General features: G+C 55.9%; 14 protein-coding genes. 5 read left to right on the top strand and 9 right to left on the bottom strand.

Annotated elements, in window-relative coordinates:
* Positions 1 to 321: 321 nt before the first annotated feature.
* The 3 genes from BLR09_RS21180 to BLR09_RS25585 form a co-directional block, all read right to left on the bottom strand.
* Complete coding sequence (locus tag BLR09_RS21180) at positions 322 to 1,407, bottom strand: mechanosensitive ion channel family protein (RefSeq protein ID WP_093207666.1); 1,086 nt, start codon at positions 1,405 to 1,407, stop codon at positions 322 to 324.
* Positions 1,404 to 3,656, bottom strand: coding sequence for a bifunctional alpha,alpha-trehalose-phosphate synthase (UDP-forming)/trehalose-phosphatase (locus BLR09_RS21175; protein ID WP_093207664.1), 2,253 nt, complete (start codon positions 3,654 to 3,656; stop codon positions 1,404 to 1,406). Before BLR09_RS21175 ends, BLR09_RS21180 begins: the two co-directional genes overlap by 4 nt.
* 205 nt (positions 3,657 to 3,861) lie before the next feature.
* Complete coding sequence (locus BLR09_RS25585; protein WP_176785632.1) at positions 3,862 to 4,023, bottom strand: hypothetical protein; 162 nt, start codon at positions 4,021 to 4,023, stop codon at positions 3,862 to 3,864.
* A 234-nt stretch (positions 4,024 to 4,257) separates the two neighbouring features.
* Here BLR09_RS25585 and BLR09_RS21170 point away from each other — a divergent pair, with 234 nt between their 5' ends.
* The 3 genes from BLR09_RS21170 to BLR09_RS21160 are packed head-to-tail and all read left to right on the top strand — an operon-like array spanning position 4,258 to position 7,906.
* Positions 4,258 to 5,232, top strand: coding sequence for a serine hydrolase domain-containing protein (locus BLR09_RS21170; RefSeq protein ID WP_093207663.1), 975 nt, complete (start codon positions 4,258 to 4,260; stop codon positions 5,230 to 5,232).
* A gap of 3 nt (positions 5,233 to 5,235) precedes the next feature.
* Positions 5,236 to 7,572, top strand: a complete 2,337-nt coding sequence (locus BLR09_RS21165) for a patatin-like phospholipase family protein (RefSeq protein ID WP_093207661.1) — start codon at positions 5,236 to 5,238, stop codon at positions 7,570 to 7,572.
* A 43-nt stretch (positions 7,573 to 7,615) separates the two neighbouring features.
* Positions 7,616 to 7,906: a DUF952 domain-containing protein gene (locus tag BLR09_RS21160; protein ID WP_093207659.1), complete on the top strand. Its 291-nt coding sequence runs from the start codon at positions 7,616 to 7,618 to the stop codon at positions 7,904 to 7,906.
* Positions 7,907 to 7,983: 77 nt separating this feature from the next.
* Here BLR09_RS21160 and BLR09_RS21155 read toward each other — a convergent pair whose 3' ends face one another.
* The gene (locus tag BLR09_RS21155; RefSeq protein ID WP_093207657.1) at positions 7,984 to 9,078 is read right to left on the bottom strand and encodes an alkene reductase; all 1,095 of its coding nucleotides are present in this window, start codon (positions 9,076 to 9,078) and stop codon (positions 7,984 to 7,986) included.
* Positions 9,079 to 9,168: 90 nt separating this feature from the next.
* Complete coding sequence (locus BLR09_RS21150; protein WP_093207856.1) at positions 9,169 to 9,441, bottom strand: ArsR/SmtB family transcription factor; 273 nt, start codon at positions 9,439 to 9,441, stop codon at positions 9,169 to 9,171.
* 73 nt (positions 9,442 to 9,514) lie between these two features.
* Between BLR09_RS21150 and BLR09_RS21145 the strand changes: the two genes are divergently transcribed.
* A complete protein-coding gene (locus tag BLR09_RS21145) occupies positions 9,515 to 10,603 on the top strand; it encodes an acyl-CoA dehydrogenase family protein (protein WP_093207655.1) in 1,089 nt (362 codons plus the stop codon).
* Positions 10,600 to 11,127: a GNAT family N-acetyltransferase gene (locus BLR09_RS21140; RefSeq protein ID WP_093207654.1), complete on the top strand. Its 528-nt coding sequence runs from the start codon at positions 10,600 to 10,602 to the stop codon at positions 11,125 to 11,127. Before BLR09_RS21145 ends, BLR09_RS21140 begins: the two co-directional genes overlap by 4 nt.
* Here BLR09_RS21140 and BLR09_RS21135 read toward each other — a convergent pair.
* From BLR09_RS21135 to BLR09_RS21120, 4 genes are all read right to left on the bottom strand, one after another.
* A complete protein-coding gene (locus BLR09_RS21135) occupies positions 11,102 to 11,734 on the bottom strand; it encodes a cytochrome c oxidase subunit 3 (RefSeq protein WP_245689982.1) in 633 nt (210 codons plus the stop codon). The genes BLR09_RS21140 and BLR09_RS21135 overlap by 26 nt on opposite strands.
* An 11-nt stretch (positions 11,735 to 11,745) precedes the next feature.
* Positions 11,746 to 12,549 (bottom strand): 4-(cytidine 5'-diphospho)-2-C-methyl-D-erythritol kinase, encoded by an 804-nt coding sequence (gene ispE, locus BLR09_RS21130; RefSeq protein ID WP_093207853.1) that lies wholly within the window; start codon positions 12,547 to 12,549, stop codon positions 11,746 to 11,748.
* 106 nt (positions 12,550 to 12,655) lie between these two features.
* Positions 12,656 to 13,300 (bottom strand): OmpA/MotB family protein, encoded by a 645-nt coding sequence (locus BLR09_RS21125; RefSeq protein ID WP_093207652.1) that lies wholly within the window; start codon positions 13,298 to 13,300, stop codon positions 12,656 to 12,658.
* On the bottom strand, positions 13,297 to 14,892 hold the full coding sequence (locus BLR09_RS21120) for a hypothetical protein (protein WP_093207651.1): 1,596 nt from the start codon (positions 14,890 to 14,892) through the stop codon (positions 13,297 to 13,299). The genes BLR09_RS21125 and BLR09_RS21120 overlap by 4 nt, the downstream gene beginning before the upstream one ends.
* Positions 14,893 to 14,954: the final 62 nt, after the last annotated feature.

The raw sequence follows: 14,954 nt of genomic DNA, 5'->3' as shown, positions 1-14,954 counted from the left end.
TTATTTTCCACCCAAAGCGTCGCAGCGGACACCTTGGCCAGGCTTAGAAAAAATACCCACAAACAGAGATAAAACCGCATTGAAGTTCTGTTTGAAGACTATCCGGTAATAAAATCCGGGAATAAAACACTGTAAAGAAGTTAAATTTTCATTAGAATTTCAAGGTATCGGCCGGATAAAGTGCAATTCAAAAGGGTATTTGCGACGAACCGTCCGATTTCTGCTAGAAAACAAAAAGCCTCTCCGGAAAGGATTCCGGGGAGGCTTTACCGGCAAAAGGCGGTCTTTGCCGGTCGTGGAAGCGGGGTGAGCGCAACCGTATCAGTGCAATTCGGAGAAGGCTTTGGGCTGCGCTTCGGCAACCTGCCCGTTTTCCTGCGGGCGCAGAAAAACGCCGTGAATCGGAAAAGCAATTTCAATGTCGGCTTCCTGGTAGTAGGCCCATAATTTCTTGATGAATTCATGTTTGATGAGGTACTGGTCGGTAAACTCCAGTCCCCGCATGATGACGCTGAACGTCACGCCGTAGTTCGCCACAGTATGAAACCGGATAAACGGTTCGAAATTCCGCACGCCGCCCTGGGTATGCTGCATGATGTAGCGGGCGGCTTCGATCGTCACGCGTTCTACTTTTTCGAGGTCATTAGAATGGCTCACGCTGATATCCACCAGTACGGCAATTTCCTTGTCCGGCAGGGTAAAGTTCCGTACCGTAGCCGCTGAAAGCTTGGCGTTTGGCACCAGTACCAGGTGGTTGGGTAAGGTCTGGATCGTGGTATTCCGCCAGGTAATGTCCTGAATATACCCTTCCATCCCCGGTTCGATCTGGATGAAATCGCCCGGGCGCATTTTTCGCGAGGCGATGAGCTGAATACCGGCGAACAGATTGGACAACGTGTCCTGCAAAGCCAGTGCTACCGCCAGACCGGTTACCCCTAGGGCTGTCAGCGCCGGGGTAATCGAGATACCCAGCGTCTGAAAAACGATCATCAGCCCGATCGCGAAAATCACGACGCCGGTAATATTGCTGATGATCGAAGCCGAGCGCAGCGATCCCGAGGCCGTTACCCCGGTTTTGGAAGATACCCAGGCCATCGCCAGCCGGGCGATGATCCAGGTACCGCTGAAGATACTCAGGACCAGCAGAATACGGCCGATCGGCTTGTGTATCTCCCGAAGCTGCGGCAAAAACCGGACAATGGCATACATACCTGCCATCAACGTCCACAATACCACCATCCGCCCGATACTGCCTTCCATCCGGGCCGAAACGGGCCACTTGCGCGCCCGCGCCCAGCGGGCGGCGACGGGCACGAGGTAGCGGACCAGCAACAGGCCGGTCAGCAGGGAGGCAAGCAATACGCCCGTTACCTCCATCCATTCCCAGTTGGAAAGCAGTTTATTCACGCGGAAGCCAGGTGGTTCGCCGGCATCAGCTCAACAGACGAGTCAATTCCGGCGAAACGTTGCAAAAAACTTAATACGGCAGCCGTATCCGGCAGGCTGTAGCGGGCGAGCGTCTTCTGCTGCCCGACTTTGATGGTAACGGCCCGGTCGGTCAGCGCCCGGAACATGTCTTCATCCGTGCGGTCATCGCCGATAGCCAGAATGAAATCGTATTGATCGGCGGAGGCGAGACGGCTGGCAACGGACCCTTTGTCCACCCCGGCGACGCGTACTTCCACCACCCGGTTTCCGTCGATCACCTGTAGCTGGTTACCGACCGTCGCCATCAGCGTTTCGATTAATTCCCGGGAACGGGCAAAGCCGAGATCCGGCGGCGCATTGCGGTAGTGCCAGGCCAGCGAATGCGTTTTTTCCTCGATAAAAGCTCCCGGACAGCGCTGAACAGCGAGGTTCATGGCCTGGAAAATATTGGCTCTCCATTCGGGATGAAATGCGTCGGGGTTTTCCTGCCAGGTGCCATCTGGCAGCCGGATCGCGGCGCCGTGCTCGGCCACGAGTTGTATCGGAAGATTACCGAACCAGCCTTCCAGGGCCTTTTTATCCCGCCCGCTGATGATCACGACCTGGTTTTGCGGCATGGCAGCGAGCTCATTCAGCAGCTCGACGACCCGCTCGCCGGGCCGGGCAAGTTCCGGGAATTTGGCAAAAGGCACGAGCGTGCCGTCGTAATCAAGCAAAAGCAGGCGCTTGCGCGCGTTTTGATAACTATCCATCAGTTCCTTTCTCCGGGCAGTACCCAGGAGGCGTACCTCCCATTGGTGCTGCTGGTTTTTGGCGTTGAGTAATTGGGTGAGAAAATCGTCGGCCCACTGTACCACATCATAATCGCGGATGCGTTTCTGCATCTGGCGAAGACGCTCGGCCTGTGCTTTTTCGGGCATGGTCAGTGCTTGCTGAATGGCCGCGGCGACGCCCTCCCGGTCGGTCGGATTGATCTGAAGCGCTTCCCCGAGTTCGGCCGCCGCACCGGCTACTTCACTCAGAATCAGCACACCGTGCTCGTCCTGGCGGGTAGCGACGAATTCCTTCGCAACCAGGTTCATGCCGTCGCGGAGCGGCGTAATCATGGCGATGTCACAAGCCGTGTAATAGGCGCAGAGTTGTTCGAACGACAGGCTCCGGTACTGGTACAGGACCGGCTGCCAGCTCATCGTGGCAAAGCGGCCGTTGATTCGCCCTACGTTTTCTTCGATCAGTTGTTTCCGTTCTCCGTAGGAAGAAATTTCGCTGCGGGACGGCACTACTACCAGCACGAACGTGATTTTGCCGCGCCATTCCGGGTGCGTTTCGAGGAAGGTTTCGTACCCCTGAAGCCGGTTGAGGACCCCTTTCGTATAGTCCAGCCGGTCCACCGAAAAAATCAACCGGATATCCTGCAGCTGCTCCCGGATTCTACCGCGCTCCGCAACGACTTCCGGAAGGGTATAGGCATTGTGAAACCGGTCATAATCAATCGAAATCGGAAACAAATCCACCCGCACCGGCCGGTTTCCGACCTGAATGGTGCGGAGTTTGCTTTCCAGCCCGACAAGTCGCTGCACCGATTTCTCAAAATGCTGGACATAATCGTTGGTATGAAACCCGATGAGATCCGCGCCCAGTAATCCCCGAAGCAGGTCTTCCCGCCACGGTTTGGGGAGCATGCGGTACAGTTCGAAAGAGGGAAATGGGATATGCAAAAAGAACCCGATCGACGCATCCGGACATCTTTCACGAAACAGACGGGGCAACAGCAACAGGTGGTAATCGTGGATCCATAGTACGTCTCCGGGTTGATAGAGGTTGTCGAGTTGTTCGGCAAAAAGGCGGTTCGCCTCCTGATAGCTCTGCCAGTGGGACTCGGTGAATTCGGCGATAGACGGGAAGTAGTGAAACAGCGGCCAGATGGTCGAATTGGACAAACCATTGTAGAAACCTTCGTTGACGGAACTATCCAGCCACAGCGGCTCGATGGTGAATGTTCCGCCTGCGGATCCGCTCGTCCGGTACTCTTCCCACAGCTCTTTCGGGAAATCGGCGTTGCCGACCCAAACGACCTCTTCTGGACTAAACGTGGAGCGTCCCTGCGCTTCCAGGTAACTTTTGAGCGCGGTGGCCAGGCCGCCCGCGCTTTCGAGCATGCGGACGCCGGACTCTTCCCGGATCAGTTGTATGGGTAATCGGTTGGATACGATTATCAGTCTTTTCATACGTGTCAATGGCGGTTTTGATGGATGGAAAAAAAACCAGCGCCTGCTCCGCAAAGCGCGCAGCCTGTGGAAAAGTGAGGAAATAGCGTACCTTTTTCCCGATACAGGAAAAGGCGACAGGCTATAAGGAGCGGCAAAAAATCACCTGCTTCTCCGGCCTGGAGAAGTGCGTCAGGTTAAAAGACGGGAAACGAACGGAAGGAAATCAGGCCAGGCCTTCCATTACAAGCAGGTAGACAATACCGGCAGCCAGGGTGAGCAATCCTAAAAGCGGAGATTTTTCGGATGTGGGTAACAGCCGCAGGTGGCGGAGTTTACGGCGGCGGAGCCTTGACCAGGCGATGACATGAATCGGTTCGACAATCATGGTATTCTGGTTTGGTGCTGAAACAAAACTAACGCGGAAGGCTTAGCCTCGGCTTAACGAATTCTTAAAAAATCCTTAAGGCGAGGATATGTTCATTCTCTTCCACACAGATTATGAGGAAAATAATCGTTCCATCGGGCTTCTTTTCAGCATAATTTTCTCCTTTTCTTCTCCGGACGGACGCCCGATCCTGCCCGGATTTTGACTAACTTTCGGCTGGTTTACTCTTGTCCCATGCGCCTTCTTTTTCCTGGAATTCTTCTCGTTCTGTTCTCTGTCCGACTCGCGGCTCAGTCTCTTCCCGACTCGCTTTTTACCGGTACGTTCAACGGGGTCGTTGTACTCGGTGAAAAAGGCCGTGTTTCGTTCATCCAGGTACGCGGTTGCTCAGATTGCGGGCGGAACGTACCCTTGCGACGGGATGCGCAGTTCGTCATCGGCTCGCTGAGCAAACAGATCACGGCAGTGCTGGTACTCCGGGAGTACGACAAAGGCCGGCTTCGTCCCGAAGACCCCGTCAGTCGGTACCTTAGCGGTATTTCCTGGGGCGATTCCGTTACGATTCACCAGCTGCTGAACCATACGTCCGGCGCAGTTGCGACCGATAAACCGTTGACACACCGGCCGGGTACCAAATTCGTTTACTCTCCCACTTTTACATATGGACTGCTGGCGCGGATCATTGAAAAAACAAGCGGAAAGTCATACGACGACCTCGCCGCCGACCTGTTCGTCCGGTGCGGTATGAAGCATTCTACAACGCCCGCACGCTACTCCGGTCAGCGGCTTTCACAGCCCTGCCTGCGGTATCCGGATGGGCACTACCAGGCAGAAAAGCTGGATTTGCAGTCGTTCAGACCGCTCGCCGCCGGCGGAGCTATTATTTCTACCGCCGAAAACCTCCTCCGCTGGAATACCCACCTTCACGGCGGAAAACTCCTCAGCGTTGACGCCTATCGAAAAATGACGACCCCGTCTTCCGAACGGGACCATACAATCTGGGGAAAAGTCGGCTATGGATACGGAATCCAGATCGGGCAAAAAGGTGATCTCGGCCACAGTGGCTATCTGGACGCCTACAATTCGATAAATTTTTATTATCCTTCGACTGGAAAGAGTCTGATCCTTCTTTCCAACGTGGACGCCTCGCCGGATGACATCATCCGGTGTTTTGCTGTGCATCGTCAGCTCTATAATCTCATCCGATAACACATGCGGTCGCTGCTGGTTCTTCTGGTATTCCTGTTGATTTCGGGCGTGGTATCCGGCCAGGATTTCCCGCGCCGGCCTAAAATCGGGCTGGTACTGAGCGGCGGCGGTGCCAAAGGCATCGCACATATTGAAGTACTTCGGACACTCGATTCCCTTGGCATCGTCCCCGATTACATCGCCGGAACGAGTATGGGCGCGATTGTCGGCGGATTATACGCGGCCGGCTACCGCGGTGATACCCTCCGCAAAATCGTCGAGAAGATAGACTGGACCGAACTCCTGACCAACAAGGTACCTTTCCGCGAAATCAACATCGAAGAAAAGGACGAATTCGGCCGGTATATCGCTGAAATTCAACTGGATGGATTTAAGCCCCGCCTGCCGCTCGGGCTGGTCGACGGGCAGAAACTCGATGAACTCCTTGCCGGGCTTACCCTGCCGGTCTGGAATGTCAGCCGGTTCGACAGCCTGGCTATTCCCTTCACGTGTGTTGCCTTTGATATTTACCGTGGCGAAGCCGTCATGTTTCATTCGGGAAGCCTGATGCGGGCCATGCGCTCCTCTATGGCCATTCCTTCGTTTTTTACACCTGTCGCGATGGATAGCCTGCTGCTTGTAGACGGAGGCGTTTACAGCAACTTTCCTGTCAGCTATTGCCGGGAAATGGGCGCGGAATTCATCATCGGGTCGGACGTCGGCGGAGGCTGGTACGGGAAAGACAAGCTCAATTCTCTCCCGAAATTGCTGGCACAGGCAGCGATGCTGTCGTCCAACCGGGATCAGCGGCGGCAGCGGCGGCTGACCAATATCTACATCGACCACGTCCATTATCTCAAATACGAGTCGGCCGACTTCGGGTATGCCCGGGAAATTCTGGCAGCCGGCAGGCGGGCGACAAACGCCGTTCTGCCCCAATTACAAGCCCTGGCTCAGGCGCTGCGGCAATTTCCGGCCGTTCCCCGGAAATCCCTTCCAAACGGCGTATCCCGATACCGCCTCCAGACCATCCGCACGGAAGGCATGAGTAACCGGACACTCGGTACTGCCATGGGCAAATTCGGGATTCATGAGGGTGATACCGTCACGATCCGCCAGCTCAACGAAGCCATGCACCGCCTCTTCGGTACGCGGTTGTTTTCGAAAGTTAACTACAGCATTGAAGGTACTACCGCCGGCGATGCCCAGGCCACCGAGCTAACCCTCAGCGCCCGGGAAGCCTATCAGGGTGCCGCCAAAATGGCCCTGCATTACGATTCCGAAGCCGGTACCGGCATCATTGCCAACCTTACCTACCGGAACCTGCTGGGCCGGGGCTCCCGTCTGCTCGCTTCGGTTGATATCGCCGAACGCCCCCGCTTCCGGGTACACTACTACCGTTTCCTCGATACCAAAGCCCGGTGGTGGATCGCAGCCGGCGGATACGGCGAGCGGGATATCCGCAATTCGTTTTACCAGGGGCGCGCCCTGCCCGACGTGATCAGTTACTACGGCATGGGGTTTGCCCGGCTGTCCTACAGCTTCGATACCCGCAGCTATGCAGGCTTCGGGATCCGGAAAGAGTACTCGTGGTATAAACCGCGGATTTCCCCGGCCGATCTCCCGCCGAATACCCCGCTCGCTTTCGACAAATACGAGCTGAACAATACCTCCGTCTTTGCCCAGTATCAGTTCAACTCCCTCAACAAGGTATACTACCCCAACCAGGGCGCGCAGCTGTCGGCAGAGGCGAGGCTGACGGTCGACAACAACCTCCTCATCCGCCTCTACCAGCCCGACAGCGCCCATAAGTGGCAGGTCGAAGAACGGATCAATCCCTATCTGCGGTGGCAGGTAAGCGGGCAGAAGTTCTGGCCGCTGTCGGAAAAGGTATCCTGGATCGGGCGGTTTTCTTCCGGGATGACGTTCAGCCTGCTCCGGAAGGCGTCGAACCTGGATATGGCCGACGGCTCCGGCGTAGGCGATTACTTCAACATCGGCGGGCAGGCCGACCGCCCCCGCGGCCTCAGCGTTCCGTTTTTCGGGCTTCGGGAGAATGAGCTTTCTACCCCGCAGGTACTGGTTCTGGCGACCGGGATCCAGTGGTCTCCGCGGAAAAACCTGCATATTCTGCCGATGGTCAACGTACTGGCCGGCGGGTACGACGCCGGGCAATTTCTGCGGCATCTCGGCTCCTGGGACAAGATCAGCGAAAGCGGTCAGGAGCGGGCGTTTAACGCCTTCGGATATGGGGTTACGGCGGCATTTACCAGCCTTCTCGGGCCGATCAGCCTGACCGTTTCCCGCACAGAGCAGGTTGATAAATTGCGGCTTTTCTTCAACGTCGGGTTTCAATTCTAGCCACAGAAATGTACCTTGTCGTGTTATCCAAAGGAATCCGCTTATGCTTTATCACATTGTCAAACCAGCTTATTGGTACCAATGTCAGCCGGACGAAGCCTATGTTCCGGAGACTTTTGCCGAAGAAGGGTTTATTCACCTGAGTACCCGTGAGCAGGTCGCCGGCGTTCTCGAACGCTACTACAGCGGCATCCGTCCGCTGATTGCACTCCACCTCGACGAGTCGCTGCTCACAGCCGAACTCCGGTACGAACCCTCCACCAACGGGGAGCTCTTCCCCCACCTGTACGGCCCGCTCAACCGCGACGCCATCGTCAGTACCGAAGAGCTTTGATTTCTCTTTCATCCCATAGCAAAAAAGCGGCTCCCGTGCAGGGAGCCGCTTTTTTTACACAGGAAAGACAGATCAGGTCAGGCGATCGTTTCTTCGAGTACGGGGTAGTCGGTATATCCTTTTTCACCAGGAGTATAGAACGTATCCGGATCAGGGTCGTTGAGGGCCGCGCCCTGCTGCAAACGTTCCACCAGGTCGGGATTGCTGATGAAGGGCCGGCCAATAGCAATCAGGTCTGCCTTGCCGGATTCCAGATCGGCTTCCGCCGATTCTTTCGTATACCCGCCGCTCAGGATCAGCGTGCCGGTGTATGTTTCCCGGAAAAGCTGTTTGATGGAATCAGGGACAGCCGGTGCACCCAGTGCGCTGTGATCGACGAGGTGCACGTATGTGACGTAGTCGCCCAGTTTTTCCGCGAGATACGCATAGATCGAATCAAATTCCGGTTGATACGGCATATCGCTGGCTACGCCATAGGGAGACAGGCGGATGCCTGTTTTGTCTTTCCCGATGGCAGCAGCGGTACGTTCGGCGATTTCCAGTGCAAACCGGGCGTAGTTTTCGGTAGTCCCTCCGTATTGATCGGTGCGCTGGTTGGCTGTCGGACGGATAAACTGCTCGATCAGGTAACCGTTTGCGCCGTGGATTTCCACGCCGTCAAATCCGGCCGTCACCGCGTTGATCGCCGCCTGAACGAATTCCTGGACAGCATCCTGTACTTCTTCCGTCGTCATTGCACGCGGAACGGGATGGTCTTTCATGCCTTCCTGATCGGTGTAGATCGCGCCTTCCGCTTTCACGGCCGAGGGCGCCAGCACTTCCCCTCCGTTCGTCAGATTCAGGGCATGGCCGATACGGCCGGTATGCATCAACTGAATGAAAATCTTTCCGCCTTTGGCATGTACGGCGTCGGTGACCTTGCGCCAGCCTTTGATCTGGGCTTCGTTCCAGATGCCGGGAATCCGGGCATAGCCTTCGCCGTTGGGAGACGGGCTCGCGCCTTCTGTAATCAACAACCCGGCAGAAGCCCGCTGGGCGTAATAGGTGGCGATCTCGTCCGTCGGAACGTGAAGCGCCGTCGCCCGGCTGCGGGTCATTGGCGCCATCGCGATGTGATTGGAGAGCGTCAGGTTGCCCAGCTGAGCCGGAGCGAAAAGTCGGGATGAACGCATAGCTGTAGACAGATTACGTATTCAATTTTTTAGATACGTTGTGAGAAACAACTGTCCGGGCGAATAGTTCACCCCGTTTTGAAAAATGTTTCAGGACAGCGCGCTGAAAAAGCGGGACAGCTCTCCGAACTTTTCCTTATTGAGATAGTACTTGTGGAATTTCCCTTCTTTCCGGCTGGAAATCAGGTCACAATCAGATAACAGCTTGAGATGGTGAGAGCAGCAGGGCTGGGATAGACCGGTCAGCTCCTGTACGTCGGAGCAACACATTTCTCCTCTTTCCTGTAACGCCATGACGATGCGGAGGCGATAACGGTCTCCGATCGCTTCCGTGGCTTTTTCGACAAAAGACGCTTCGTTCATGGTAAAATCCGGTTGCATCGCACGAAAATAAGCGTAACTCGCCAAATTCGGTTCCCGCGTGTACCTTTGAACCATGTTTTTCACTGAGCCTCCGCGCCTTCCGGACGAGTGGATCTCCCGCATCCGGAACAACGCCGATACTGCCGAGCAGCAACGGGAGCTTGCCGCCGATACCTTGTCCCTGTTTTTTGAGCAGGGCTGGTTCAAAATGCTTGCCCCGCGGTCGGTCGGCGGCCTGCAATGGGGCTTACCCCGCGCCATCCGGCTGGAGGAGGCTGTGGCCTATGCCGACGGCAGTGCCGGCTGGGTACTTACCCTCTGCTCCGGCGCCGGCTGGTTCGGGGGATTCATGGATCCGGTTTTTGCCGGCGAGGTGTTCCGCCATCCGCAGGCCCTGCTTGCGGGTAGTGGCGCTGCTACCGGAGAAGCCGAGCGTCTGCCCGACGGGCAATACCGCGTCAACGGACGCTGGAACTACGCCAGCGGCACGCCGCATGCTACCCATTTTACAGCCAACTGCGTACTGACGGAAAACGGCATACCCGTATTGGACGATGATAATCAGCCGGTTATACGACCTTTTGCCTTTCTGCGAAGCGAAGTAACACCGCTCGATACCTGGCGGACGATAGGCCTGATTGCATCGGCAAGCCATTCGTTTGAAATTCAAAACTGCGTGGTTCCGGCAGAGCGTACCTTTTTACTTGATCCTCAGGCGGTTCGCGCTGATGATCCGTTGTACCGGTACCCCTTCCTCCCGTTTGCCGAAGCTACCCTGGCCGTCAACCTTTCAGGTATGGCCGTGCATTTTCTGGAAGAATGCGAAGGGTACTTCCGCCTGAAGAAAACGCGCGGAGGTATTCCTGTTCTCTCCCACCTGGGCGAAGATTTTGACCGGCAGGTCAGGCAACTCGACGACGCCCGGCAGCAGTTGTTCCGGGCGGTCGATGAGTCCTGGGAGGCCTGCCGGCAGGATCGCTTCTCCGACGGCCACGCGTCTGCGATTCACGACCACGCGCTCGGCCTGGCTTCCGCCGCGCGGATGCTCGTCGATACCCTTTACCCGTATGGCGGCCTCACCGCAGCCGATCCTTCCCATGTACTCAACCGGATCTGGCGGGATTTGCATACCGCCAGCCAGCATTCCCTTCTGATGCCATGATTGTACTTCGTCCTTTTCGTGCGGGCGACGAAGCCCTGCTTCCAGACCTGGCCAATAATCCTCTGATACACACTAATCTCAGGGATTCCTTCCCCTATCCCTACACGCGGGAAGACGCGGAAATATGGATCAGTATCTGTGAAAAACAAGGTAATCCGCCGTACAACGTAGCCATTGAAGTAGACGGCGAGCTGGCCGGCGGTGTGGGCGTCACGCCCGGTGCGGATATCTACCGCGCCAGTGCGGAAATCGGCTACTGGCTCGGCGAACCCTTCTGGGGGCGGGGAATAGCGACCGAAGCGCTGAAGCTGTGGACAGAACAGGTATGGCGGGATTTTCCGGAGCTGGAACGGCTCTGGGCGGGCGTATTCGCTTATAACGCTCCTTCCATGCGGGTACTCGAAAAAGCAGGATTTGTGAAGGAGGCCGTCCTCCGGAAGTCACTGGTGAAAAACGGAAAACTGGAAGATAATCACCTCTTTGTGTTGTTCCGCCCGGCTATTTTCGATGGAAATAAATCATGAAGGCAAACAGCAATATCCACAATACGTCCACAAAGTGCCAGTAGAGCGTTACCAGGCTCAGTTTCAACTGATTGGGAGGATTAACGCTGTAGATATAGGCGTCGAGGTACTTCCGGTTGCGGATGGCTTCAAGAAAGGCCCGGCTGAGGAAATACAGCCCGCCCAGAATATGGGCGATATGCAGACCCGATATCAGGAAGATGAAGGAACCGGGAGGGCTGTTTTCCATCCGGATACCATGCCCGATCATATCCCCCCACCCGATCATCTGCATGATGACGAAAAGGATACCGAGGAAAAACGTCAGCCCCAGCATGATGCGGTAATTCAGAAAATGCTCCCGCTTAAAAGCAGACACAGCGGATTGCAGGGTAGCACTGCTGGCCAGAATAAAGGCCGTTGACAGCCAGAAAATACGCGGCAATGTCACCTCCGACCAGTTCGCGCCGTGGCGACGGTACAGGTATACCACCAGAATAATCAGAAACACGAGCACGCTGCCCAGCATCGCCAGCGCCAGCATGAACCGGTATGGTTCGTGGCGTCTGGAGAGCCAGTCTCCCGAAGAAGAATTAGGCCTGGCGTGACGGGTTCCGTGTTTTTCCATGCCGATGAGTGCTAAAATAGACCGGTCCAGGTTTTCATTCCGGGAAATAAACCGGCCGGCGCATCGCCTTCGTAAATTCCGTAAACGGTCGACCCGGACCCTGACATACTCGCATACAGGGCTCCACCGGCATACAGCGCCTCCTTTAGTGCCGGAAGTGCGGGGTATTTCGGGAAGAGGGAATCCTCAAAATCATTGCGGAGCCACTGCTTCCACTCCCCGACCGGACTGGCGGCGATCCGGCTCCAATCCACCCCGGAAGGCTTCGGCCGGACACCGGCATAGGCCTCTGCGGTGGAAATATGAATTTCCGGATTGACCAGTAAAATCGACTTTCCAGCCAAATTAATGCTGATTTCGGAAAATTCATCGCCTTTGCCGTAACAGAATTTTACCTCGTTGCGTATAAAAAAGGCGCAGTCGCTTCCCAGCAGCCGTGCGTATGCTTCCAGCGGTTCGCCAGGCAATCCCAGCGAAAAAAGGTCATTCAGCATCTTCAGGACAAAAGCTGCGTCGGAAGAGCCGCCGCCCAGCCCGGCGCCGATCGGTACAACTTTATGCAGGTGCATGTACACCGGCGGCAGGTCAAAATCAGCCGCCAGGAGCCCGTAAGCCCGGAGGCAGAGATTCGTGGAAGGATCGCCCGGAATGGGAATCCCCGAGCTCTCAAAGCGGGTTTCGGCGGCGGGAAGAATCTCCAGCACATCGGTCCAGCCTACCGGAACGAACACCGACTCCAGGTTATGAAACCCATCAGGCCGTTTTTCCGTAATAAAAAGGCCCAGGTTGATCTTGGCGTTGGGAAAAGCAATCATGAAGTTCGTCGGGTACTGTCCGGCTCGTGCCGGTGGTTGCCTGTTTTGGAGCAGCCGGCGCAGCCGCTGAGCATACACGCCAGCAAAAACAAAGCGACTCGGGTTTTCATAGTGTTTTTCCTACTTTGGACGTAATCTGTATCGTGAAACGACGGTTCGCAATTTCATTCCGCGGGTCCCGCGATTTGCCGAAGTGCCCGCTGCCGACGATCAGGATTTCGCAGTTCGGAAACCGGTCAAAATCCAGCCCGTTCCGCTTCCAGAAATCGGTCAGCGCCAGCGCGCGGCGGTAGCTCAGTTCATACCCGTTCTGGCGGCCGAACGCGCTCTGCCAGTTGTCGTTGGCCCGCTGGGCATTTCCTTCCACCACGACCATATAGCTGACGTCGGGGTTTTCTTTCGTGACTTTCTGGATTTTCCGGAAAAGTATACGGCCCGCTTCGAGCAGGTCGTCCTGCGTCCGGCTGTCGAGTTCTGAAATATCGGCTTTATTGGGGCGGAAATTCACGTCCACACCCAGCCGGAAGCGTTTGTTGTTCTCATCGTACCGGAAGTAGGTACCGTTCAGTTCCTGCAGCGCCCGCTCAATGGTCTGGATTTTCTGGTACTTCAACGCGTCGTTGATATACCCGGCTTCCTTGGATTTGAGGATGGCAACAGTCAGGACATACAACACGAGCATGATGAAAAACAGGCTCGTCATCAGGTCGGTATAGCTCGGCCAGAAAAAACCGGAATCCTTCGTTTTCATGGCTTCGAGGAAAATAAGCGACCCCAGGCGCCGCGTTCCAGCCGGCGGACCATCCGCTCCATCAACTGCAGTGTCAGCTCCTGCTGCTTGCTGAGAGATTCCAGTTGCTGGCGGATCCGCTCCTGCCGTTGCGCATCCTGCTCCTGGTAGGTCGACGCTTTCCGTTCCAGCAACTCCAGGTAATCGAGCTTGCTCAGTTTGTCGCGGTTTTGGGTAAAGTATTCGTCGGTGACGTTGATTTCCCGGATCTTAATATCCTCGATTGTCTTCAGCTGATCGTGAATGGTACGATCCAGCGAGCGAAGGCTCTGCGCGATGAGGTCGTCGTATTGCCCTACCTTGTTGGTAAACGCCCGGCCGTGTTCATCCAGTTGCTGAAAATGCCCGGTGAGGTACAGATACAGGTCCTGCGACTGCTGCAACGTCTTGGAAATCTGCACAGAAATATCGTCGACATGCTGGGTACGTTCTACAATTTTCTGGGCGTTATCGACCAGCCCGTTCAACTGATTGAGGTAAAACCCGAATTTTTCGAGCGCGTCGAGGCTGCGGTCGAGCTGCCCGAGTACCTGTACGTTGAACCCGGCTACCCGGCTGAGGTCTACCTTTTGCAGGGTATCCAGCGCTTTTTGCTGCGCCATGAGGGATTCGTGATTGCGGTCGACCATCCCGCCCAATTCCCGCACGTTATCTTTAAACGTCAGGCTGAACTCCTGAATACTCCGGTTGAGGGTGGCGAAAAGCCCGGCATTCACTCCTTCTGACAGTACCGGCAATAGCTCTGTTTGCAGGAAAGAGTAAAAACCCTGTTTCCGGCTTTCGAGAGACGCTTTGGCATTCCGGAAAATCCAGGAATTAAGAACCGTCAGGCAGAGCCCGACGAGGCTCGCAATCATCGCGATTTTCACCCCCCCGATGAGGTTGTTGATCCCTTCTCCCTGCAAAAAACGGGCAGAACCCACATCAGGCATGGCAAATAACCCGATGACGATACCAGCCATGGTTCCCATCAGACCGAGGTACAGGGGTATCGGCAGCGTCAGGTTGATGCCTTCTTCTTCGGCGTCGAGGTTGCGCTCGGTGATGTCTTTGAGCAGGTTGAAATCGGCCAGCGACGTACGGTTCCGAACCAGGTAGCTATTGATTTCGGAAAGAATCCGGGCGACGCCTTCGTGTTTTTCCTTCGTCCGGATGAACGGCAGTTCGAATACCTCCCGCTGTGCCTGTGCGGCGCGCAGGCCGAGTAACTCATCGCGCACCTGCACCAGTTCCTGTTCGGCGTCGGCGCGCATGGTTTCGTGCAGTTCGTTTGAGAGGAGTACCACGAGCTGGTCTTCGCGGCGCGTGAGTTCTTCGAGGCGCTGCCCGCTGAGCTGGGTCCGGGCAGAAAGGCTGTCGATCTGCTGGAGCACATCCCGCGTAGGGAGGTGCTGCACGTCCTGCCGCAGTACCTTGTAGCGTTGCAGGCGGAAAATGGAGTCGTCCGGAATCAGATCCTGAAACCGCCGGATTCTCCCCCTTGTATCAAACCAGACCCACGCCTGCGCCGCGAGAATGAGGAGGATAACGATGATTTCAAGCAGTTGAGTCATGGACTGTCGGGATTAATCGTGTAAAAATAAAACGCAGCTGATGCGAATACCGGATTCCCGGA

It is taken from the genome of Siphonobacter aquaeclarae (assembly GCF_900103285.1).
In the GTDB taxonomy this organism is placed as follows: domain Bacteria; phylum Bacteroidota; class Bacteroidia; order Cytophagales; family Spirosomataceae; genus Siphonobacter; species Siphonobacter aquaeclarae.
Note: the sequence above shows the minus strand (reverse complement) of the source record. Positions and strands in the feature narration are given on the sequence as shown.

Excerpts from the sequence above, each read along its gene's own strand:
- BLR09_RS21135 (WP_245689982.1), bottom strand. The coding sequence starts at position 11,734 with ATGGAAAAACACGGAACCCGTCACGCCAGGCCTAATTCTTCTTCGGGA.
- BLR09_RS21160 (WP_093207659.1), top strand. The coding sequence starts at position 7,616 with ATGCTTTATCACATTGTCAAACCAGCTTATTGGTACCAATGTCAGCCG.
- ispE (WP_093207853.1), bottom strand. The coding sequence starts at position 12,549 with ATGATTGCTTTTCCCAACGCCAAGATCAACCTGGGCCTTTTTATTACG.
- BLR09_RS21155 (WP_093207657.1), bottom strand. The coding sequence starts at position 9,078 with ATGCGTTCATCCCGACTTTTCGCTCCGGCTCAGCTGGGCAACCTGACG.
- BLR09_RS21145 (WP_093207655.1), top strand. The coding sequence starts at position 9,515 with ATGTTTTTCACTGAGCCTCCGCGCCTTCCGGACGAGTGGATCTCCCGC.
- BLR09_RS25585 (WP_176785632.1), bottom strand. The coding sequence starts at position 4,023 with ATGATTGTCGAACCGATTCATGTCATCGCCTGGTCAAGGCTCCGCCGC.
- BLR09_RS21150 (WP_093207856.1), bottom strand. The coding sequence starts at position 9,441 with ATGAACGAAGCGTCTTTTGTCGAAAAAGCCACGGAAGCGATCGGAGAC.
- BLR09_RS21140 (WP_093207654.1), top strand. The coding sequence starts at position 10,600 with ATGATTGTACTTCGTCCTTTTCGTGCGGGCGACGAAGCCCTGCTTCCA.
- BLR09_RS21165 (WP_093207661.1), top strand. The coding sequence starts at position 5,236 with ATGCGGTCGCTGCTGGTTCTTCTGGTATTCCTGTTGATTTCGGGCGTG.
- BLR09_RS21175 (WP_093207664.1), bottom strand. The coding sequence starts at position 3,656 with ATGAAAAGACTGATAATCGTATCCAACCGATTACCCATACAACTGATC.
- BLR09_RS21170 (WP_093207663.1), top strand. The coding sequence starts at position 4,258 with ATGCGCCTTCTTTTTCCTGGAATTCTTCTCGTTCTGTTCTCTGTCCGA.
- BLR09_RS21125 (WP_093207652.1), bottom strand. The coding sequence starts at position 13,300 with ATGAAAACGAAGGATTCCGGTTTTTTCTGGCCGAGCTATACCGACCTG.
- BLR09_RS21120 (WP_093207651.1), bottom strand. The coding sequence starts at position 14,892 with ATGACTCAACTGCTTGAAATCATCGTTATCCTCCTCATTCTCGCGGCG.